The 20,811-nt window shown below is 47.9% G+C and carries 15 protein-coding genes (1 of these 15 only partly in view); 5 read left to right on the forward strand and 10 right to left on the reverse strand.

All coding sequences use genetic code 11. The features are described 5' to 3' along the window. The 3 genes from QVP67_RS15520 to QVP67_RS15530 form a co-directional block, all read left to right on the forward strand. A partial coding sequence (locus QVP67_RS15520) for a C69 family dipeptidase (protein ID WP_288180306.1) occupies positions 1 to 819 on the forward strand: 819 nt, incomplete at its 5' end. A 109-nt stretch (positions 820 to 928) separates the two neighbouring features. Then, on the forward strand, positions 929 to 2,671 hold the full coding sequence (locus tag QVP67_RS15525; protein ID WP_022164470.1) for a phospho-sugar mutase: 1,743 nt from the start codon (positions 929 to 931) through the stop codon (positions 2,669 to 2,671). Positions 2,672 to 3,044: 373 nt separating this feature from the next. Further along, entirely contained in the window at positions 3,045 to 4,589 is a 1,545-nt protein-coding gene (locus tag QVP67_RS15530; RefSeq protein ID WP_441293849.1) for a beta-N-acetylhexosaminidase, read from the forward strand. 131 nt (positions 4,590 to 4,720) lie between these two features. Here the strand turns inward: QVP67_RS15530 and QVP67_RS15535 are convergent, their stop codons facing one another. The 10 genes from QVP67_RS15535 to QVP67_RS15580 form a co-directional block, all read right to left on the reverse strand. Then, on the reverse strand, positions 4,721 to 6,388 hold the full coding sequence (locus tag QVP67_RS15535; RefSeq protein ID WP_022164473.1) for a long-chain fatty acid--CoA ligase: 1,668 nt from the start codon (positions 6,386 to 6,388) through the stop codon (positions 4,721 to 4,723). Between the two features lie 78 nt (positions 6,389 to 6,466). Then, a complete protein-coding gene (locus QVP67_RS15540) occupies positions 6,467 to 7,918 on the reverse strand; it encodes a potassium/proton antiporter (RefSeq protein WP_288180307.1) in 1,452 nt (483 codons plus the stop codon). 45 nt (positions 7,919 to 7,963) lie between these two features. After that, on the reverse strand, positions 7,964 to 9,355 hold the full coding sequence (locus QVP67_RS15545) for a sensor histidine kinase (protein WP_022164475.1): 1,392 nt from the start codon (positions 9,353 to 9,355) through the stop codon (positions 7,964 to 7,966). 15 nt (positions 9,356 to 9,370) lie between these two features. After that, entirely contained in the window at positions 9,371 to 10,717 is a 1,347-nt protein-coding gene (locus QVP67_RS15550) for a sigma-54-dependent transcriptional regulator (RefSeq protein ID WP_022164476.1), read from the reverse strand. A 451-nt stretch (positions 10,718 to 11,168) separates the two neighbouring features. Next, positions 11,169 to 11,978 (reverse strand): hypothetical protein, encoded by an 810-nt coding sequence (locus QVP67_RS15555; RefSeq protein ID WP_022164477.1) that lies wholly within the window; start codon positions 11,976 to 11,978, stop codon positions 11,169 to 11,171. Continuing rightward, complete coding sequence (locus QVP67_RS15560; RefSeq protein WP_022164478.1) at positions 11,953 to 12,756, reverse strand: metallophosphoesterase family protein; 804 nt, start codon at positions 12,754 to 12,756, stop codon at positions 11,953 to 11,955. The genes QVP67_RS15555 and QVP67_RS15560 overlap by 26 nt, the downstream gene beginning before the upstream one ends. A 346-nt stretch (positions 12,757 to 13,102) precedes the next feature. After that, a complete protein-coding gene (gene gcvP / locus QVP67_RS15565) occupies positions 13,103 to 15,952 on the reverse strand; it encodes an aminomethyl-transferring glycine dehydrogenase (RefSeq protein WP_022164479.1) in 2,850 nt (949 codons plus the stop codon). A gap of 63 nt (positions 15,953 to 16,015) precedes the next feature. Continuing rightward, positions 16,016 to 16,654, reverse strand: a complete 639-nt coding sequence (locus QVP67_RS15570) for an MBL fold metallo-hydrolase (RefSeq protein WP_071149180.1) — start codon at positions 16,652 to 16,654, stop codon at positions 16,016 to 16,018. 64 nt (positions 16,655 to 16,718) lie between these two features. Continuing rightward, the gene (gene rsmG / locus QVP67_RS15575; RefSeq protein ID WP_022164481.1) at positions 16,719 to 17,339 is read right to left on the reverse strand and encodes a 16S rRNA (guanine(527)-N(7))-methyltransferase RsmG; all 621 of its coding nucleotides are present in this window, start codon (positions 17,337 to 17,339) and stop codon (positions 16,719 to 16,721) included. Between the two features lie 51 nt (positions 17,340 to 17,390). After that, entirely contained in the window at positions 17,391 to 18,236 is an 846-nt protein-coding gene (locus QVP67_RS15580) for a DUF3298 and DUF4163 domain-containing protein (protein WP_022164482.1), read from the reverse strand. A 216-nt stretch (positions 18,237 to 18,452) separates the two neighbouring features. Here QVP67_RS15580 and lipB point away from each other — a divergent pair, with 216 nt between their 5' ends. Together lipB and pheT are read left to right on the forward strand one after the other, a co-directional pair. Then, a complete protein-coding gene (gene lipB, locus QVP67_RS15585; RefSeq protein ID WP_022164483.1) occupies positions 18,453 to 19,109 on the forward strand; it encodes a lipoyl(octanoyl) transferase LipB in 657 nt (218 codons plus the stop codon). 206 nt (positions 19,110 to 19,315) lie between these two features. Beyond that, a protein-coding gene (pheT, locus tag QVP67_RS15590) for a phenylalanine--tRNA ligase subunit beta (protein WP_022164484.1) crosses the window boundary here: on the forward strand, positions 19,316 to 20,811 show its 5' portion. 997 nt of this gene lie beyond the right edge of the window; the window shows 1,496 of its 2,493 coding nt (coding positions 1–1,496); its start codon is at positions 19,316 to 19,318; its stop codon lies beyond the right edge, outside the window.

Consider the following 20,811-nt stretch of genomic DNA (forward strand, 5'->3'; position numbering starts at 1 on the left):
GAAGGAAAGAGTGATACACCGATGCCGCTTTACGTAAAGCCGAACCGGAAGATTTCTGTACAGGATGTAAAGAATGCCATGCGCGATCATTACGAAGGTACGCCGCTTGACCTAAGCAAGGATTTTGGTGCAGGTCCGTATCACACTCCTTATCGTCTGTCTCCACTCGATTTCGAAGTCAATGGGGTGAAATACTTTAATGAACGTCCTATCTCTACACAGCAGAGCGGTTTTGTATTTGTAGCGCAGATGCGCTCAGACATGCCCGATCCTATTGGTGGCGTACTTTGGTTCGGAGTAGATGATGCCAACATGACAGTGTTTACACCCGTATACTGCTGTACCGACAAGGTTCCTGTATGCTATACACCTGTTGATGGTGCAGATTATATTACTTTCTCCTGGAATTCTTCTTTCTGGATATTCAACTGGGTGGCCAATATGGTATATCCGCGTTACGACTTGATGATTGATGACGTTCGGGCTGCTCAGGCTGAACTGGAGACGACATTCAATAACGCTCAGGAAGGTGTAGAAGCTGCCGCCGCCCGTTTGCTGGAAACCGATCCGGTAAAAGCCAAACAATTCCTGACCAATTATACGAACATGACGGCCCAAAGTACGTGGGAGACTTGGAAGCGTCTTGGCGAATTCTTGGTTGTGAAGTATAACGACGGTGTGGTACGTCGGATGAAAGATGGAAAGTTTGAGCGTAATGCCATTGGACGGCCAGCTGGTGTTACTCGACCCGGATATCCGAAAGAATTTTTGGAAGAATATGTGAAGCAGACAGGCGACAGATATAAAATACCTGAATAATTTGTTAATTCATTTTATGTGTTTATCTTTGTAGCAAACAAGTTTTGAATATATCTGTTGGTAAAGAACATATGAATTGTAAAATCTTTAAATAAATAAATTTTGTATTATGGAAAATCAAGAACTGATTAAGCAGGTGACTGAGAAAGCTGAACAGTGGCTTACCCCGGCTTATGATGCCGAAACTCAGGCCGAAGTAAGAAAAATGTTGGAAAACCAGGATAAGACAGAACTGATCGAAAGTTTTTATAAGGATCTGGAATTTGGTACAGGTGGATTGCGTGGCATTATGGGAGCCGGAAGTAATCGCATGAATATCTATACAGTGGGTCTGGCTACTCAGGGATTGGCCAATTATTTGAATAAATGTTTTGCAGGAAAAGGTCAGATTTCAGTAGTAGTAGGTCACGATTGCCGTAATAACAGCCGTAAGTTTGCAGAGATTTCTGCTGATATTTTCTCGGCCAATGGCATTAAAGTCTATTTGTTCGATGATTTGCGTCCTACTCCGGAAGTATCGTTTGCTATCCGTCACTTGGGTTGTCAGAGTGGTATTAATATTACGGCAAGTCATAACCCGCGCGAATACAATGGCTATAAAGCTTATTGGGATGATGGCGCCCAAGTATTGGCACCGCACGATACTGCAATTATTGATGAAGTGAACAAAGTAACTGTAGCTGATATCAAATTTAATGGAAATAAAGATCTGATTCAGATTATCGGTGAAGATGTTGATAAGGCTTATCTGGATCAGGTACATTCAATCTCTATCGATCCCGAAGTTATCAAACGTCAGAAGGATTTAAGTATTGTTTATACTCCTCTGCATGGTGCAGGCCGTGCCTTGATTCCGGCTTCGCTGAAGTTGTGGGGATTTGAGAATATCCATTGTGTAGAGTCTCAGATGGTGAAGGACGGTAACTTCCCGACAGTAGTTTCGCCCAATCCGGAAAATGCAGAAGCTCTGACGTTGGCTATCAAGTTGGCTAAGGAAATTAATGCTGACATTGTAATGGCGAGCGACCCGGATGCCGACCGTGTAGGTATGGCATGTAAGGACGACAAGGGCGAATGGGTACTGATTAACGGTAACCAGACTTGTCTGTTATTCCTTTATTATATTATTAAGAACCGTTTGGCTACTGGTAAGATGCAGCCGGGCGACTTCATCGTGAAGACAATTGTAACTACCGAGCTTATTAAGGCTGTGGCTGATAAGAACAAGGTTGAGATGCTCGACTGCTACACCGGATTCAAGTGGATTGCCCGTGAAATCCGTTTGCGTGAAGGCAAGCAACAATACATTGGCGGTGGTGAAGAAAGCTACGGTTTCCTGGCCGAAGACTTCGTGCGTGATAAAGATGCAGTTTCTGCTTGCTCTTTGCTGGCCGAAATCTGTGCTTGGGCTAAGGATCAGGGTAAGACACTGTACGATATCTTGATGGGTATTTATGTAGAATACGGTTTCTCGAAGGAAACTACAGTAAATGTGGTAAAACCCGGTAAGAGCGGCGCCGAAGAGATCAAGGCCATGATGGACAACTTCCGTGCTAATCCTCCTAAGGAAATCGGTGGATCGAAAGTCTGCGTGATAAAGGACTACAAGACATTGAAGATGACTGATGCAGCTGGTCAGGTGACCGATCTGAATATGCCTGAATCTTCCAATGTTCTTCAGTACTTTACCGAAGACGGAACGAAGATTTCTGTTCGTCCGTCGGGAACAGAACCTAAGATTAAGTTCTATATTGAAGTAAAAGGCGAAATGGGATGTCCGAAATGTTATGCAAGTGCTAATGCCGAGGCTGAGAAGAAAGTTGAGGCTGTTCGTGCTTCTTTAGGCATCTGATAGAACTCTGATATTATTTTTCCCCTCCTGCAGCCTGTTTTTCTACGGGTTGCAGGAGGGATTTTTTTTGTCCGTAGTTAGGGTTCCTAAAGTCCATAGTTACGTCGCTAAAGTCTATAGTTATGCCGCTAAAGTCCATAGTTATGACACTAACGTCCATTGTCAGGAAACAGTTGTTCGGTTAGGCTATTCTTTTAGATTTTATCTGTATTTTTGTCATGCCTGTTAAGTCGTTGTTCAGTACCGCTTGTCTGTGTTTGCTGACTCTTCGGGTGCAACAGGAGTGAACCCTGAATATGTGGAAAACAACATTTAGAAAAATCAGTGTGACATGAAGATCAGAAATTTAGAAAGAAGAATCGTTATTGTGGCAATGGCATGCCTACTCAGCTTGCCGATGGTGTCTCAGGTTCCTTTATTCCCGACACCGGTAGAGGTCCGGAAAGCAGAAGGTTATTTCATGGTTGGCAGGAACCTCCAGATTGGCAGTAACGGAGGATATGCAGCGTTGCTGGCCGGGAAGTTAGGCGAGGAACTGAAAGAGATATCCGCAGATACCCGGGCATCGGGAGAGGTATTTCTGGAACTGAATGAACTTGCCGGTTTGCCTGATGAAGGCTATACGATGGAGGTAACTCCTGCCAAGGTTGTTTTGAATGCTTCGTCGGCAGCAGGACTGTTTTATGCTAAAGAGACATTCCTGCAGTTGGCTGAGACGGCTGGAGGAAAAATCAGATGTTGCAGGATTGAAGATGCTCCGCGGTATTCCTGGAGAGGCTTTATGCTCGACGAAAGCCGTCATTTCTTTGGTAAGGAGAAGGTCAAGCAGTATCTTGACATGATGGCTTCGCTGAAGTTGAATGTTTTTCACTGGCATCTGACTGACGAACCGGGCTGGAGAATCGAAATCAAGAAGTATCCGAAGCTTACCTCCGAAGGCGCTGTAGGAAACTGGCACGACCCGAAGGCATCGGCTCAATTCTATACCCAGGACGATATACGCGAAATAGTGTCTTATGCTGCCGAGCGTCATATCATGATTCTTCCGGAATTTGATATGCCCGGACATGCTACAGCCGTCTGCCGTTCCTATCCCGAAGTGTCCGGTGGAGGTGAGGGAAAGTGGGAAGGTTTCACTTTTCATCCCTGCAAGGAAGAAACCTTTGAGTTTATCAGCCATATTTTCGACGAGATTATTTCCCTTTTTCCGTCACCCTATATTCATGTAGGTGGCGACGAAGTACATTTCGGAAACCAGAGCTGGTATACCGATCCGGAGATTCAGCAATTCATCAAGGACAAGAATCTGGGCAATGAGGTAGGACTTGAGCATTATTTTATCCGTCGGATAGCCGACATGCTGGCTTCGAAAGGAAAGACCATGATTGGCTGGGATGAGATTGTGGATGCAGGCGTGTCACCCGAGAAAGCTGTAGTCATGTGGTGGCGTCACGACAGAAAACATCAGTTGGTAAAGGCCCTGGAAAACGGGTACAAAGTCATTATGACCCCGCGCCGACCGTTGTATGGTGACTTTGTGCAGTACGGCCAACATACGGTAGGACGTTTCTGGGACGGTTATAATCCGATAGAGGATATTTGCCGTTTTCCGGAACCGATCATACATTTGGCACAAGGCTATGAAGATCAGCTGATGGGCCTTCAGTTCAGTATGTGGACCGAGCGTGTGGCCGATGAGAAGAGACTTGACTTTATGACGTTTCCCCGTCTGGCAGCTGTTGCCGAGTCGGCATGGACACCGGCAAAAAAGAAAGACTGCAGCCTGTTTATGCAGAAGCTGCCCAGATTTCTGAAACTGCTTGACCGGTTAGGCATTTACTATTTCAATCCTTTTCAGCCGGATGCTACTCCCGAACCGGATGCACCCGATAAAGACGATGTGCTGAAAAACGGCTGACCCGAACAGAGCTGAAAAGAAAAACTGCACCGGACTCATAGAATCGAATGTCTACAGTCCGGTGCAGTTTTTATATATGGCGGATTACCAGAAAAGCTTTGCTGCATGTACTGATAGGAGGGAAGGAGTGATCATCCTTTTGCTTCCTGATACATGAAACGCTTGATGCTTTTCTTCGCAGTTTTCTCAAACTCTTCAAAGTGAATCTTGACTTTCGTTATCTGGCAATAAGCAGGCAGTTGCTGGTTCAGTTCTATCCGGTTGTTTTCCATGATGCCTTCGATGTCTTTCTGTTGCAGGCCATGGGCGAAAGCATCGTCGAAGTCGGGATAGATAAGTGCTACAAGTTTGTCTTTCTGCAGGACAACCAGCGACTCGGATACATAAGGCATGTTGTTCAGTTTGCTTTCTATTTCCTCCGGATAGATGTTCTGTCCGCTGGCTGTAAGCAACATGTTCTTGCTGCGTCCTCTGACGGTGACGTAACCGTCTTTGTCCATGGTGCCCAGGTCGCCGGTGTGCAACCAGCCGTTCGCGTCGATGATTTGCGCTGTGGCTTCCGGATTTTTATAGTAACCCAGCATCAGATTGGCTCCGCGGCAGACGATTTCGCCTGCTACATGTTGCGGGTCGCTGGAGTCAATCTTGACTTCCATTCGTGAAGTTGCTTTGCCGCAGGAGGCCAGTTTCAGGGTTTCCCAACGGCTCGAACAGATGATAGGACCGCATTCTGTCATACCATAGGCAATGGTGTAGGGGAAGCCGATGGATTTCAGGAAGCGTTCGACATCGGCATTGAACGGTGCTCCTCCGATGATGATTTCGTCAAAGTTGCCACCGAATATTTCCATTGCCTTCTTGCGGGCATCGGCCTTGATGTGGTCGTTGATGATGGGCATCCGCAGCAGCAGTTTTCCAATACGGTTGTCGACACGAGGCAGAATATCCTTCTTGATGATTTTCTCGACAATGAGCGGTACGCAGGAGATGACTCGTGGCCTGATTTCTGCGAAAGACTGTGCGATAATCTTGGGCGACGGCATACGGGTAAGAAAGTACAGATGGGCACCGGCAGAGAATCCGTACAGGAAATCATATACCATGCCGAATACATGTCCCAACGGAAGCATGGATACGATGTGGTCGCCCGGGCGAACAGGCAACATTTCGTGGCAATAAGCAATGTTGGACCACAGGCTGCGATAGGGCAGCATGACTCCTTTCGAATAGCCTGTTGTGCCTGATGTATAGTTGATGACCGCCAGTTCTTCGGGTGAAGCCTCTTTGCGGTAGCAGATGTGTTCCGGACGGAAATTCTTGGGGTAGCGTTGCCCGTAGATGGCATTGCGATGCTCGAACGCTTCCATCAGCCGTTCGTCGCGGCAGACTACCGGGTTGAATTCCGGCATCAGCACAATGCCCAGCAGCAGCGGCATGGCGTCTTCGTTCAGGTTTTCCCATATCTGGTCGCCGACAAACATCAGCTTGGCTTCGGAGTGGTTGACAATGTTGTGTATGTTGTCAGCCTTGAATTCGTGAAGTATGGGGACAATGACTGCACCATAGGTCAGGGTTGCAAGAAAAGTCACGGCCCAATGTGCGCTGTTGCGTCCGCAAACGGCAATCTTATCGCCGGGCTTAATGTTGGCACTTTCCAATACGATGTGGAATTTGGCTATTTTCCGGGCAACATCTTTGTATTGCAATGTGGCGCCTTTATAATCTGTCAGGGCATTTCTGTCCCAGTTTTGTATGATGCTTTGCTCAATGTAGTCAATGAACTGCTGTTTCTGTTCCATTTGTTAAATCGGCACACTTTAGTTAAAACCGTGCAAATATAGGGCTTATACCAATGCGAAACAAGCAGTTCATGTTTTTTAGTTTTTACTTTTCTCCGAAATGAGCAGTAGCTTATCGCCTACATGCAGCTTCAGGCTTCCATTGGGAATGAGGTATTCGTCGCCTCTTTTTACAATCATCACCAGTGTTCCCTGAGGCAGGTTCATGTCTTTCAGGGTGTCGCCCTGTGCCAGTATTTCCGGAGTGACGGTCATATCTTTCAGGTCGGAGTCTATCTCATCGGGCAGTTCCACACCGAAGTCGTTGCCTGTTTTGGGCATCGGGATGGAGAGGCCCAGCAATCGGGCAGCCCGCGATACGGTAGTTCCCTGGATGATGAGCGAGACGATGGTGATGAAGAAGACAATGTTGAAGATGGCATCAGAGCCCGGCACATTGGCTACTACGGGATAGGTGGCAAAAATAATGGGAACAGCTCCGCGCAGTCCGACCCATGAGATGAATAGGCGCGATTTGAGCGTTATTTTTTTGCCGAAAGGCAGCAGGCAAAGGAAGACGCTGAGCGGACGGCCTATCAGAATCATGAATACACCGATGAGCAAGGCTACGCAGGCTACTTCGAGCATTTCGTGCGGGTTGACCAGAAGTCCCAGGCACAGGAACATGATGATCTGGAACAGCCATGTCAGTCCGTCCATAAAGGTATATATTTCTTTCCTATACATAATCTTGGCGTTACCCACCATCATACCGGCTATGTAAACAGCCAGATAACCGTTCCCCTTCAGCAGGTCGGTCAGGGAGAAGGTAAAGAATACGAATGCCAGCAGCAAAATCGGGTAGAGCGCCTGGTTATCGATGTTGATTCTGTTCAGGATGAGGATGGCCAGTTTCCCCAGCAGATAGCCGGCTCCGGCTCCGACGATGAACTGCACGATGAACGAGCCCAGTATGTGTGCGGTTTCCATCCCCGACGACTGGATGAACTGTATCAGTACGATGGTAAGCATGTAGGCCATCGGGTCGTTGCTTCCGCTTTCCAGTTCGAGCATGGGGCGCAGATTGTGTCTCAGGTTTATCTTCTGCGAACGCAGTATGGCGAATACGGAGGCCGAATCGGTAGAAGACATGGTAGCGGCCAGCAGCAAACTGGTGATAAGCGGGAAGTGAATGTTGGTCCAGCTCATGCCCGAAAGCCACCAGATGAAGAGTCCGGTGAACAGGGCTGTAAGCAGTACGCCCGCGGTTGACAATACGATGCCCGGCCACAGGATGGGGCGAATCTCGCTTATCTTGGTGTCCATTCCGCCCGAAAACAGGATGACGCTCAGGGCAACCATACCAATGAACTGTGCCTCCTGTGCATTGTGGAACTGCAAGCCCAGTCCGTCGCTGCCAAAGGCCATGCCCACCATGAGGAAGAGCAACAAGGCCGGTACACCGAAACGGTAGCCGGTCTTTCCGACAACGATACTGACAAAAAGTAAAATAGAACCGATAAGAAGAATGTTTTCTGCTGTAAAAATCATGTTGTTGAATAATAAATTGTTAGGAGAATACAAAGATAGCAAACTTTAGTTGAATTTTAAAACAAAGGTGGTTTTTTTTCCGGGCAAAAGGGAAATGCTGCCACCCGACAGGCGCATGATTTGTCTGGATATGCTTAAGCCGATGCCGCTTCCGCCCTCTTTGGTCGTGAAGAAGGGGATGAAGATGTGTTCGGCAATCTCCTGAGGAATCAGCGGCCCGTTGTTCGAAATCTCTATGAATATGGCTTCGGAGTCGTTGCAATAGGCGCGTATGCGTATGCAACCCGTGTCGGCTTCCTTGTTGGGAGATGACTCGATGGCCTGTATGGCATTTTTCAGAATGTTGATGACGACTTGCGCTATCAGGTTTTCGTCGGCATAGATGATGAGGTCCTCGGGGGCGACATCGGTCTGGAATGTGATGTGTGCGTCGGGATGCTGGTGCCGAGCCAACTCGATCATTCGTGTAATGAATCCTTTGGCGTAGAACAGCGATGGCTCCGGCGTCGGGATTCGGGTGAACTTCCGGTAGGTTTCAACAAATGCGAGCAATCCTTTGCCGGTACTGCTGATGGTTTGCAGTCCGTTGCGTACTTCTTCCTCTACCGTTGGGGTTGAGGCTTCGTCCGCTTTGCCCGGTTGGGCGACAAGGTGCAGCAACGTATCGCTTAGCGAGGTGATGGGAGTCACTGCATTCATGATTTCGTGTGTCAGGACACGGGTGAGCCTGATCCATGAATCGATTTCTTTTTCGTCCAGTTCGTTGTTGATGTCGTTCAGGGCAAGAATGCGCAGGGGCTCGTCGCGAACTACTATACCGCTGACGCGTACGGACAGGTTGACCGTGCCGCGCTCGTTGCTGAAAGCAATCTGCAGTTTGTCGCCCGGGCGGCATTGGCTGATGGTGTCCGTCAGTCGGGAGTCGACGCGGCTAAGCTGCTTGACGTGGGTGAACACATTGATGCCCAGCAGCCGTAGGGCTTCATCGTTCTTTTGATAGACGGCTCCGTTTTCGTTCAGCACTACGATGCCGGTGTTGACACAGCCCAGAATCAGCTCGTAGTATTTCTCCTTTTGGATGGTTTCTTTCTTGACGTTGTGCAGGATGCATGCCACTTTGTTCAATGCCCGGTTGACAATTCGGTTTTCCCGGTTGTGGTCGTCCTCGTTGAAGTGGATGGAGTTGTCATTGTTTTCAATGGCGTCGAGCAAAAAGAGTACGTTGCGTATGTGGCGGCGGTAAAGCCGGTGTTGCCAGTATAGGGCGACGGGCAAGAGGGCGGTGAACACAAGAGCCCAAAAGGTAGGATTAAGGAATCTTGGGAGGGGCAGGGGATGCCACAGGAGCGTTGCCCAGAAGAAACCTGCCATGAAAGTCACCAGCAGACTGACGCCCACCCGGAACGGATAGTATTGTCTTGGATCTTTTTCCTTCATTCGCGTAACAGTTTGTTAGAGTCCGAACTTCTTCATTTTATTGTATAGGGTCTGGCGGCTGATTCCCAGTTGGGCGGCTACGGCAGACAGGTTGCCGTTGCAGCTGTCCAGTGCTTTGCGAATCATCTTGAACTCCATTTCTTCCAAGGTCGAGGCCGGCATTTCCGGACTTTTCTCCTGATGGGAGGTCAGTTGAAACAGCTCGGCAGGCAAGCAGGTGTCATCGCAGATGATGACGGCCTTTTCGATGGTGTGTTCCAGCTCGCGGATGTTGCCATACCAGGGATGCTGCTTCAGCTTGGCTTGGGCACTTTCGGTGAGGCTGACCAGCGGCTTGTCGTAGCGTTTGCAGAAGCGGGTAATGAACATTTCGGCCAGCGGGACAATGTCCTCGGGGCGTTGCCTGAGCGGCGGGATTTCCAGATGTATCGTGTTGATTCTGTACAACAGGTCTTCGCGGAATTCGTTCCTTTGCACCATGTCCTGAAGATTGCGGTTGGTGGCGCAAATCAGGCGGATGTTGACCGGAACCGGGGTGTTGCTGCCTACACGGACAATGCTGCGGCGCTGGATGGCTGTCAGCAGTTTGGCTTGCAGGTGATAGGGCAGGTTGCCTATTTCGTCCAGGAAGAGGGTACTTTGGTCGGCCGATTCAAACTTGCCGGCACGGTCGGCATGTGCGTCGGTGTAAGCGCCTTTGATGTGGCCGAAAAGCTCGCTTTCGAACAGACTCTCGGTGATGGCCCCCATATCTACGCACACCATTTCGTGCTGGTGGCGGTGGGACAGGCGGTGTATTTCGCGTGCCAGCATTTCTTTGCCGGTACCGTTTTCGCCGGTTATCAGTATGTTGGCATCGGTTGCGGCTACTTTCTGCACCAGTAGCTGCAAGTGCTTCATGGCAGGACTTTCTCCCCAATACATGCTGTCTTTTTCTGTTTTCGGTTTTTTCCGGTCGGTGTTGTTGGCCGGTTGCCCGTCTTCTATGGCACGTATCAGGGTTTCGATGACTTTGCGGTTGTCCCAGGGCTTGACGATGAAGTCGGCCGCTCCCTCTTTCATGCCCCGCACGGCTAAGTCAATATCGGCATAGGCAGTAAAGAGCACAACGGGCAGCTTGGGGGCAGCCTTTTTGATTTCGTGCAGCCAGTAGAGCCCTTCATTGCCCGTGCTGATGCCTGCTGTGAAATTCATGTCGAGCAGGATTATTTGCCATTTTTCCTCGTTGATGACGGAGGGCAGTGTGACAGGCGAAGAAAGTACTTTTATGGTATCGAAGTAGGGCTTTAGCAGTAATTGCAATGCTGCGAGTACTCCCTGGTTGTCGTCAACTATGAGAATCTTTCCGTATTTTCTGTTCATCCTTATTTCTGGTAAGCTTTGTTTATTCGGGCTTCGCGAGCCATATGCTTGGAGAGCCTTTACAGAGAGGGTAAAAGTACGAATTAAATCTGAAACGCAAGCTTTGTCCGGAGGATATTTTCGACGATGGACTGGAAGTTGCCCGATTGCGGTACGCGCGGCTTTGCTCTTTATTTTCCAACCGCAGGTTTCCGTCAGGGATAACAGTGGGGTTATGTCCGAATTCCCGTGGGGTTATGTCCGTATCCTCCTGGGGTTACGTCCGTTCCCTCAAGGGGAAACTCTCGTTCCCCAAGGAGGTTACGGCCGTTCCCCAAAGAGGAAACGACAGTTTCCAAGGTAGGGAACGAATGGAAACTGCAAGCGTTTGAGCTACAGAGCCTTGCTCTTTTTGCCTCGTTGCGCTTGGGTTATAAAAAATCTCTTGGCAGGTCGGTGGCGTACATCCAGTTTATATCAGCTGCATCTTTATGCCGAATGAAAGGCTCAGGTAATCTTTGGGTTTCAGATATTTGTTGGTAAATGCGCTTATCACGTAGAGGTCGCATGTGCTGATTTCGTAGAACAGACTGATTTGCTTAGCCATAAACCGATGTTTTTGGTCGATGTTGAACGTGACTCGTTGCCCTAAGAAAACATGAAAGCGTATTTTGGACGAAAAGCCATAATAACCTTTAGGATAACGGTCCGGCTCGTTCACCCAGAAGTCATCACCAAATACGGTATTCACATACATGCCGCACGTAAGCGGGTTGATGCTGAACGGACTTTCTTTGATGCGTAAGTCCCAGGGGATATAATTTTGTTTTAAAGTGAAGGTAAGTTTGGCTTTCCTCGATTCATATTTAGGCAGAATGCCGAAAAGCATGTCTGTCTCCCACTGATTGTGACGTCCATAGTCCCAACCGGGTCCCACCGATACGAGGCCTATATTGCCTGCAAACTGAATTTTGCTGTATACAGGTATCAGGGCTTCCCAGCGGTTGCGGTAGCGGCGGATGCGATGGTCGTATTTGTTTTGATACTGTGGCATGTCTTCGTCGGTCGGTGGTGCCCATATCGTATCGTGTTTTACTATCCAGACGGTATCGTGCTGAAGTTCTGCCTGCTGGATGGTGGAAGAATCGGCGGGTTCGCGATAGGTGATTCTTATGCTGTCTTCCTGCTCTATTTGTGCCTGAAGCGGAAATGCGAATGCGGACAGGAGTAGAGCAAGGCAATAGGGAATGCCTTTTTTAATAATATACCACTTCTCTTTCATAGCCTTCAGGTGTTATGGTGAAAATATAATAGTTGCGGTGTTTCATGCAGTCGCTCATATAATACATGATTCCATCCTCGAAAAGTTCTTCTTCAAAAAGATGATGTTCGTGGCCTGCAGTACAAAACTGAATGCCTGGAAACTCGATGACATACCGTTCGAATACCCGTGCCACATTGTTGTTGAACTGGTCGGCATACGGGCGTACGTGCATGGATATGACAGTCTTGTCAAATTCATCCCTGCGGTTGTGAATTTCGTTTTCCAGAAATTCGAAGTCGGGGATGGGCTGCGAATAGTCGTTTTCGAGGGCATTGGTATTCAGGCAGACAAACTTGACACGTCCGGCAATGAAACTGAAATTGGGATTACCGAAAATGGCTCTGTAGGCTTCTTCGCCAGTTCCCAGACAGTCGTGGTTGCCAATCAGCGTGACGTAGGGTATGTTCAGCTTATTCATAATGTCGCGTTGCCACAGGAATTCGTTGGTGACTCCGAAGTCGCTCATGTCGCCTCCATGTATCACAAAGTCAATATCGTTTCGCTGATTCAGATGTTCGACAAAATCCTCCGTCTCGTCGTACCATCGCTGTGAGTCACTCATTGTGACGATCCGTAGGGTGTCTTTACCCAGGCAGCGTGCCTCGATTTCTTCGATATTGTGTGCATTGACATTTGTTTCACCGCTTATTCGTACATCGTAAGGATGATAATCTATCATGTCGCAACCGGCTAGCAATAAACATGCCGAAATGGTGTAAAGTAGGGAATGCCTCATGTCTATATCTTACGTTAATAATAAAAAGCTGTATGATCGCTCTGGCTGTTTGTATAGTGTGATTCTCTTCTCTGAGAGGTGGTGTGTGATAAAACAGAAGCCGATAAACAGGTTGCAAAAATATGTTTTTCTCTCTGAATGTAGTTTACCAGATTGGCTCTTTTTGTGTTCCGAAAGGAATACTTTACAAGGGTAGCAGGAGGAGGGGGAGGAAAATTGGCTTGCTTTTCGTTGGGGAGGGAATAAAACAGAACCGGCAGGTATAAAAAAACTGGCTATCAATGATGCCATTGATAACCAGTTCCAGTTCTTTATATATTACTTCTTTTCCGTTAACGGATTCGGTTTACTCGAATGTTCCATAACGTGTAGGAAGCAGTTTGCGGTCGCCCAGAGTGTTGTCTACGCGGGCTACGTTGATCCAGAATTTGTTTTCGCGTACATTCTCTGTCGGATAGGCAGCTTTGGTACGGCTGTAGCAGTGATCCCATTGGTCTGCTACTACTTCGTATTCGGGATGCGGAGCGTTGACCAGTACGTTGTTGGCCTTGTCTGCTGTTCCGTCTTTCACTTCCTGAATTTCATTCCAGATGGATAGCATCACTTGGACGAAGTTGTCGAGTTCGGCCAGGCTTTCGCTTTCGGTTGGCTCGATCATTAACGTGCCATGAACAGGGAATGAGAGGGTAGGAGCGTGATAGCCGTAATCCATCAGACGCTTGGCGATGTCGTTTTCGCTGATGCCTGTTTCCTCGTGAATCTTCCGGCATTCGAGTATCATTTCGTGACCTACAAAACCGTTAGCACCACGGTATACGATTCCGTAAGTATCGTTCAGGCAAGCGGCCAGGTAGTTTGCATTAAGTATGGCTATCTTGGTGGCGCGTGTCAGGCCTTCGGCACCCATCATACGGATGTAGCCATAAGTGATAGGCAGAATACCTGCACTACCGTACGGAGCAGACGAAACTTCGTTGGCTGCATTGCCAAACATGTGATGTCCGGGGAGGAAAGGAACCAGGTGGTTGGCTACGCAGATAGGACCTACACCCGGGCCACCGCCACCGTGAGGTGAAGCAAAGGTCTTGTGCAGGTTCAGGTGGCAGACGTCGGCACCGATGAAGCCGGGGCTGGTCAGGCCGACCTGGGCGTTCATGTTGGCTCCGTCCATATAGACTTGTGCACCGCAATCGTGGATGATCTTGCAGATTTCTACAATCTCGGTTTCGAAGATTCCGTGCGTAGAAGGATAGGTAATCATCAGGGCAGCAAGGTCGGAACGGTTTTCTTCGGCTTTGGCACGAAGGTCTGCCATGTCGACATTGCCGTGTTCGTCGCAGGCACATGTTACGGTGGTGAAACCAGCCTGAATGGCTGATGCGGGATTGGTTCCATGGGCTGAGGCCGGTATCAGAATCTTGTTGCGGTGGCCTTGACCGATGCTTTCCAGATAGGCGCGGATGACACGCAATCCTGTATACTCGCCTGCTGCGCCGGAGTTGGGTTGCAGGCTGACACCGGCAAATCCGGTGATGACTTTCAGTTCATCGCTCAAATTGTTGATAAGTTCATGGTAACCCTCTGCCTGGTCTTCGGGGACAAACGGGTGAATGTTCATGAATTCCGGACGGCTTAACGGAAGCATCTCGGCTGCAGCATTCAGTTTCATGGTGCACGAACCAAGCGAAATCATGGAGTGTGCCAGCGATATATCTTTACGGTCCAGGCGTTTGATGTAGCGCATCATCTCTGTTTCCGTGTGGTACAGGTTGAATACTTCATGAGTCAGGAACGGCGTTTTACGTTTGATGGTATCCTGCAGAATACTGCTGTCGGGGATGCTGGTGATTTTGTGCCAGTCTTGTTCGGCAGCAATGGTGAATATGGAGAGCAGGACATTGACTGCGGCAATGTCGGTGGTTTCGTCGATGCTGAATCCGACGTCGCCGTTGTCGAAGTACCGCAGATTGACTTCTTTGCTCAGGGCAATGGTGCGTATTTGCTGGGCCGACAGATTGTCGGGCAGGGCGAAACGCAGGGTATCAAAGTATTGTGTATTCTGTTGGCGGAAGCCCAGTTTGCTGATCGCTTTCTCCAGGAATACGGTGATACTATGGATGCGTTCGGCTATGTTGCGGATACCTTCCTGACCATGGTATACGGCATAGAATCCGGCCATGGTGGCAAGCAGGGCTTGAGCAGTACATATATTGGATGTAGCTTTCTCGCGCTTGATGTGCTGTTCGCGTGTCTGTAGGGCCATGCGGTAGCACAGCTTACCGTATTTGTCACGCGACCATCCGATGATACGTCCAGGCATGTTGCGTTTGTATTCATCGCGTGTGGCAAAATAGGCAGCCGATGGTCCGCCGTAGAACATCGGAGTACCCAAGCGCTGTGTCGATCCGAAGACAATGTCAGCACCCCATTCGCCCGGAGGAGTGAGCAGGGCCAGACTCAGGATGTCGGCAGCTACAGCTACTTTGCAACCGGCAGCATGGGCTTTTTCAACGAAACTGCGATAATCCTCAACGTTACCGCTGGCATTGGGGTATTGAACTACGCAGGCAAATATGTCGGGAGTCAGTTCCATTTCATTATAACGTCCTACAGTAAGGCGAATGCCCTGCGGGATGGCGCGGGTTGTCATTACGGCCAAGGTCTGCGGGAAAATGCTTTCGTCTACAAAAACGGTATTCGCTCCTTCTTTCTGTTGTGCGCGCGAGCGGAGAGCGTACATCATGGTGACGGCTTCGGCTGCAGCAGTTCCTTCGTCGAGGAGGGAGCAGTTGGCGAGCGGCATTCCGGTCAGGTCGCATACTGCGGTCTGGAAGTTCATCAGGGCTTCCAGACGTCCTTGGGAAACTTCAGTCTGATAAGGAGTATAGGATGTATACCATACTGGATTTTCGAAAACATTGCGTTGGATAACCGCCGGGGTGATGGTGCCATACCAACCCATACCTATATATGTAGTATAAAGTTTGTTTTTCGAGGCCAGCTGGGCAATGTGGCCTGCAAATTCATATTCAGTCATAGGTTCGGGCAAGTCGAGAGGCTTGTCTAAGCGGATATTGGACGGAATGGTCTTGTCTATCAGTTCATCAAGGCTGCTAACGCCTATTTTGCGTAGCATAGTCTCTTCATCCTGGGGAGTAATCCCAATGTGGCGATTGATCAATAAGTCGTTTTTCATATCTATATTGATTAAAAATGTTTTTTAATTCGGTTCCTTTTTTGTCAAGCAAGATAATATGGTTTATCTGAAGAATGGATTTTCGGCTTTTTCGATACCAATGGTAGTGGGTGCGCCGTGTCCTGGATAAACAACTGTTTCATTAGGTAGCACAAACAGGCGGCTGCAGATGTGCTCTATCAGTTCATCGAAGTTGCCTCCCGTCAGATCGGCACGTCCGATACTGCCTTGGAATAGTACGTCGCCCGAGAACATGCAATGTTCGGCGGCACAATAGTACACCAAGCTGCCGGGTGAGTGCCCGGGTACGTGGATAGCTTCGAGCTGGGTGTTTCCGAAGGTGATGATGTCGCCGTCGTGCAGATATTTACCTAACGGGACAGGAGCTTCCTGAAGCTGGAATCCAAACATCCGGCTTTGCTTGGGAGCTTCATCTATCCAATACTCATCGGCCTGATTGGCTTCGGCTTTCAGGCCAAATTCTTTCAGCATAAAGGGGTTGCCAAAGATGTGGTCAAGGTGCAGGTGGGTATTGAGCAGATGTTTTATATTCAGCTGGAAGCTGGTAATGAATCCTTTGAGTGCCTGCTTCTCTTCTTCGTAGAAGCACCCGGGGTCGATGACAACTGCTTCGCGCGTTTCGTCCCATAACACGTAGCAGTTCTCGGGGAACATATTGAATTCAAATCTTTTAATTTTCATCTTTTTTTTGTATGATTTTCTGATTTATAGATTAGAGGATTTACAAGTGAAAATGCAGTCTGGTTTATATGGCTGTATAGACTACTTTTTTGGTTTCGAAAAATTCTTCTTTATAATAATCTTTCAGATCCCATATGGCGGTTCTTTGCTTGAATGGCAAAGTCTCGTTTGCCAGTTCGCCACCTTTCAGGCAGATAAGCCCGTTGGGCAAGGCATTTCGCCCCTCGGAAGCAATGTTTTTGCGGATGATCTTTATCAGATCGGCAAGGGGCATGACGGCACGGCTCACGACGAAATCAAACTTCTGTTTCTCTTCTTCGGCACGTTCGTGGCAGAAAGTCGTGTTCTTTAATCCGATACTGTTGGCAACTTCGCTGGCTACACGTACTTTCTTCCCGATGCTGTCTACCAGATGGAAATGTGATTCGGGAAAAAGAATGGCCAGCGGAATACCCGGGAATCCCCCTCCAGTGCCTAAGTCCATAATACGGGTGCCGGGGCGGAAACGGATCACCTGGGCTATTCCTAATGAGTGGAGTACATGGTGCTCATATAGATTTGTAATATCTTTGCGGGAGATTACATTTATTTTAGAGTTCCAGTCGGTATACAGGTCGTAAAGAGCAGCGAACTGTGTCTTTTGTTCGGCTGTCAGGTCGGGAAAATATTTTAAAATAATGTCCATTGCCTTCTTGATTGCTTTAACGTTGCAGATTAATTTCTGGTTGTTCTTGTCTTATCTGACGGATTCTGTAATTTGAAGGCTGTCGCTCAGCAAGTGCTGCATCATTTCCCACGGCAAGCTGATTTCGATGGCTCCCATTACGTAGGGAGCGATGTCGTATACATTATAATAGAATGTAATGCCTTCCTTGGTCAGATAGAAATTCTCGGTAGGTGTCAGCTCGCCTGTGCTGGCATATCCCATTTCTTCGAGCTCTTCGCGCGACGTAACTTTGTGGATAGCCATTAGCTGGTTCCAGAGCAGGTCGGTCAGAGACTCTTCGTATCCTTCGGCAAAGAGGTCGTCCAGACGGATAGGACGCATGGTGCGGAGGTCAAGATTGAGGAAGGAAGTCATATATATACCGTGTGCTCCTCCTGTATATTCTTCGTAACGGAAACGGTATACTAACAGATCTTTGGCATAATATTGCACGTTGCTCTGTAGGTGTTTATAATAGGAATACCATGCTCCGACATCAGACGAAGTATCATTGTTCTCTTTCTGATAGAGTGGCTCTAAATCGGACCGGTAATCGCTGATGTATTTTTGGGTATATTGTTCGATGGCTTTCTCGGGTTGCATGGCGAGGTATTTGTCGCCCAGGCAGACAGATAGGAAATATGTGTTGAGGCTATCCTTTAGGCGAGGGTCGGACGACTGGCTGGCAAATGTAAAGTTGATAACCAGATTGCATGCGGGCTTGGCTGTATCTCCGAAAAGGTGGGCAGTCTCGTTTACTTGAATGCTGTCGAACTCTAATGAACCTGTGTTTTTGTTCATCTTGTTACCGCACGAGAAGAAAAAAATGCTTGCTGTAAGCAGAAAGATGAATTGGCTGACAGTTTGCTTTTTCATATCAGTTTTTGTTTTATAATCAATTTGTTGATCAATGCTCTTTAAGGACAAATATAGAATATATTGATGAACCAATTGTATGGAAAAAGGAAAAAATGGAAGGAAGACGGAACTTTCTCTAAAGGTGGCAGGATGAGGGGAGGTGCGTATATTTTCGAAATATAAATTTATTCGGATTCTTTTCGAATTGAAAAAAAACTTTTTATTTTTGCTTCCATGAAAATAGAACCGATAGACTGGAAACTGATTTCTTATGCCGAAGCATGGCAGCGGCAGAAGGAGTATTTTGACAAACTGGTGGAAGCCAAGTTGGCTGGAACTGAGTATGTGAATCATATTGTGTTTTGCGAACATCCGCCTGTATATACTTTGGGACGTAGTGGAAAGGAACAGAATATGTTGCTGGGTGAAGAACAGCTGAACCAGATAGGAGCTACGCTGTATCATGTTGACCGGGGTGGTGATATTACTTTTCACGGACCGGGACAGCAAGTCTGTTATCCTATTCTGAATATGGAAGAGTTTGCTTTGGATGTAAGGTCGTACATCGGGTTGTTGGAAGAGGCAGTGATAGCTGTCTGTGCGTCGTATGGTGTTGTTGCGGGAAGGGTCGAAAAGGCTACAGGTGTGTGGCTTGATGGCGACAAGCCGACAGCACGTAAGATCTGTGCCATTGGAGTGCGGTGCAGCCGTTATGTGACTATGCACGGGCTGGCCTTGAATGTGAATACAGATTTGCGCTATTTTAGCTATATTCATCCTTGTGGCTTTGTGGACAAAGGGGTTACGTCGCTTCAGAAAGAACTGGGGCATGAAGTACCGATGCAGGAGGTGAAAGACCGGTTGCTGGAAGAATTGCTGAAGAGACTGTAGACGTTTTGTTCTTCGCGTTGTTCTGGTCGTGGTTTCGCTTTACATGTGACCGGATTTAAGTTATAGTAAATTCTTTATAGTCTGTGTATAGGCTGTGAAGAGTGGAGGTGGGAGGAATGTGAAATTCTTCTCCCATAATTCTCTGTCAACCAAAAATTCTTATTAACTTTGCAGGTCACTTTTGATAACAATAAAAAAATAATAATATGAATATCTCTTATAATTGGCTGAAAGAGTATGTCGATTTTGACTTGACACCGGAAGAAGTAGCAGCTGCGCTTACCTCGATTGGACTTGAGACGGGAAGTGTAGAAGAAGTACAGACGATTAAAGGTGGTCTAGAAGGTTTGGTGATTGGAGAAGTGCTGACATGCGAACCCCATCCGAACTCGGATCATATGCACGTTACGACTGTAAATCTGGGACAGGGCGAACCTGTACAGATCGTATGTGGCGCTCCCAATGTGGCAGCAGGACAAAAGGTCGTAGTAGCTACGCTGGGAACAAAATTGTATGACGGTGACGAATGTTTTACCATTAAGAAGTCGAAACTGCGTGGTGTGGAATCTAATGGTATGATTTGTGCGGAAGATGAGATTGGTATCGGAACGGATCATGCCGGAATCATTGTTCTGCCGGAAAATGCCGTACCGGGTACTCCTGCCAAAGAATATTATAATATTAAAAGCGATTATGTGCTCGAAGTAGACATCACGCCGAATCGGGCGGATGCATGCTCGCATTATGGAGTAGCTCGTGACCTGTATGCATACTTGGTGCAGAATGGCAAGCAGGCAACACTGAAGCGTCCTTCGGTCGAGGCGTTTGCTGTTGACAATCATGATTTGGATATTCAGGTGACTGTAGAAAATACCGAAGCATGTCCGAGATATGCCGGTGTGACGGTAAAAGGTGTAACAGTAAAGGAAAGTCCGGAGTGGCTGCAGAACAAGTTGCGCCTTATCGGATTGCGCCCTATAAATAATGTAGTAGATATTACCAATTATATAGTTCATGCTTTCGGTCAGCCTTTGCACTGTTTCGATGCCGACATGATTAAAGGTGGAGAGGTTGTTGTAAAGACGATGTCCGAAGGTACGCCTTTTGTGACATTGGATGGCGTAGAACGCAAGCTGAGCGAACGCGATCTGATGATTTGCAATCGTGAAGAGGCCATGTGTATTGCCGGTGTGTTCGGAGGACTGAATTCAGGCTCTACCGAAGCGACTAAGGATGTCTTCCTGGAGAGTGCTTATTTCCATCCTACATGGGTGCGTAAAACTGCACGTCGTCATGGGTTGAACACTGATGCATCGTTCCGTTTTGAACGTGGAATCGATCCCAATTCAGTAATCTATTGCCTGAAACTGGCAGCTTTGATGGTGAAGGAACTGGCAGGTGGAACAATTTCTTGTGATATCAAGGATGTATGTTCGGCCGATTTCAGTGATTTCAGAGTAGATCTGCCTTACGAAAAGGTTCATGCTCTGGTAGGAAAAACGATACCAGCGGAAACTATCAAGAGCATTGTTTCAAGCCTGGAGATGAAGATTGTGGAAGAAACTTCCGAAGGCTTGGTGTTGGATGTACCGCCTTACCGTGTGGACGTACAAAGAGACTGTGACGTGATTGAAGATATTCTGCGTATCTATGGATATAATAATGTAGAAATTCCGTCAGCTTTGAAGTCTTGTCTCACAGT

The organism is Bacteroides sp. CAG:633 (assembly GCF_000435115.1).
Taxonomy (GTDB): domain Bacteria; phylum Bacteroidota; class Bacteroidia; order Bacteroidales; family Bacteroidaceae; genus Bacteroides; species Bacteroides ndongoniae.

Bases quoted from the DNA above. Each gene is read 5' to 3' on its own strand.
- QVP67_RS15525 (WP_022164470.1), top strand. From the start codon at position 929: ATGGAAAATCAAGAACTGATTAAGCAGGTGACTGAGAAAGCTGAACAG.
- QVP67_RS15530 (WP_441293849.1), top strand. From the start codon at position 3,045: ATGGCATGCCTACTCAGCTTGCCGATGGTGTCTCAGGTTCCTTTATTC.
- QVP67_RS15535 (WP_022164473.1), bottom strand. From the start codon at position 6,388: ATGGAACAGAAACAGCAGTTCATTGACTACATTGAGCAAAGCATCATA.
- QVP67_RS15540 (WP_288180307.1), bottom strand. From the start codon at position 7,918: ATGATTTTTACAGCAGAAAACATTCTTCTTATCGGTTCTATTTTACTT.
- QVP67_RS15545 (WP_022164475.1), bottom strand. From the start codon at position 9,355: ATGAAGGAAAAAGATCCAAGACAATACTATCCGTTCCGGGTGGGCGTC.
- QVP67_RS15550 (WP_022164476.1), bottom strand. From the start codon at position 10,717: ATGAACAGAAAATACGGAAAGATTCTCATAGTTGACGACAACCAGGGA.
- QVP67_RS15555 (WP_022164477.1), bottom strand. From the start codon at position 11,978: ATGAAAGAGAAGTGGTATATTATTAAAAAAGGCATTCCCTATTGCCTT.
- QVP67_RS15560 (WP_022164478.1), bottom strand. From the start codon at position 12,756: ATGAGGCATTCCCTACTTTACACCATTTCGGCATGTTTATTGCTAGCC.
- gcvP (WP_022164479.1), bottom strand. From the start codon at position 15,952: ATGAAAAACGACTTATTGATCAATCGCCACATTGGGATTACTCCCCAG.
- QVP67_RS15570 (WP_071149180.1), bottom strand. From the start codon at position 16,654: ATGAAAATTAAAAGATTTGAATTCAATATGTTCCCCGAGAACTGCTAC.
- rsmG (WP_022164481.1), bottom strand. From the start codon at position 17,339: ATGGACATTATTTTAAAATATTTTCCCGACCTGACAGCCGAACAAAAG.
- QVP67_RS15580 (WP_022164482.1), bottom strand. From the start codon at position 18,236: ATGAAAAAGCAAACTGTCAGCCAATTCATCTTTCTGCTTACAGCAAGC.
- lipB (WP_022164483.1), top strand. From the start codon at position 18,453: ATGAAAATAGAACCGATAGACTGGAAACTGATTTCTTATGCCGAAGCA.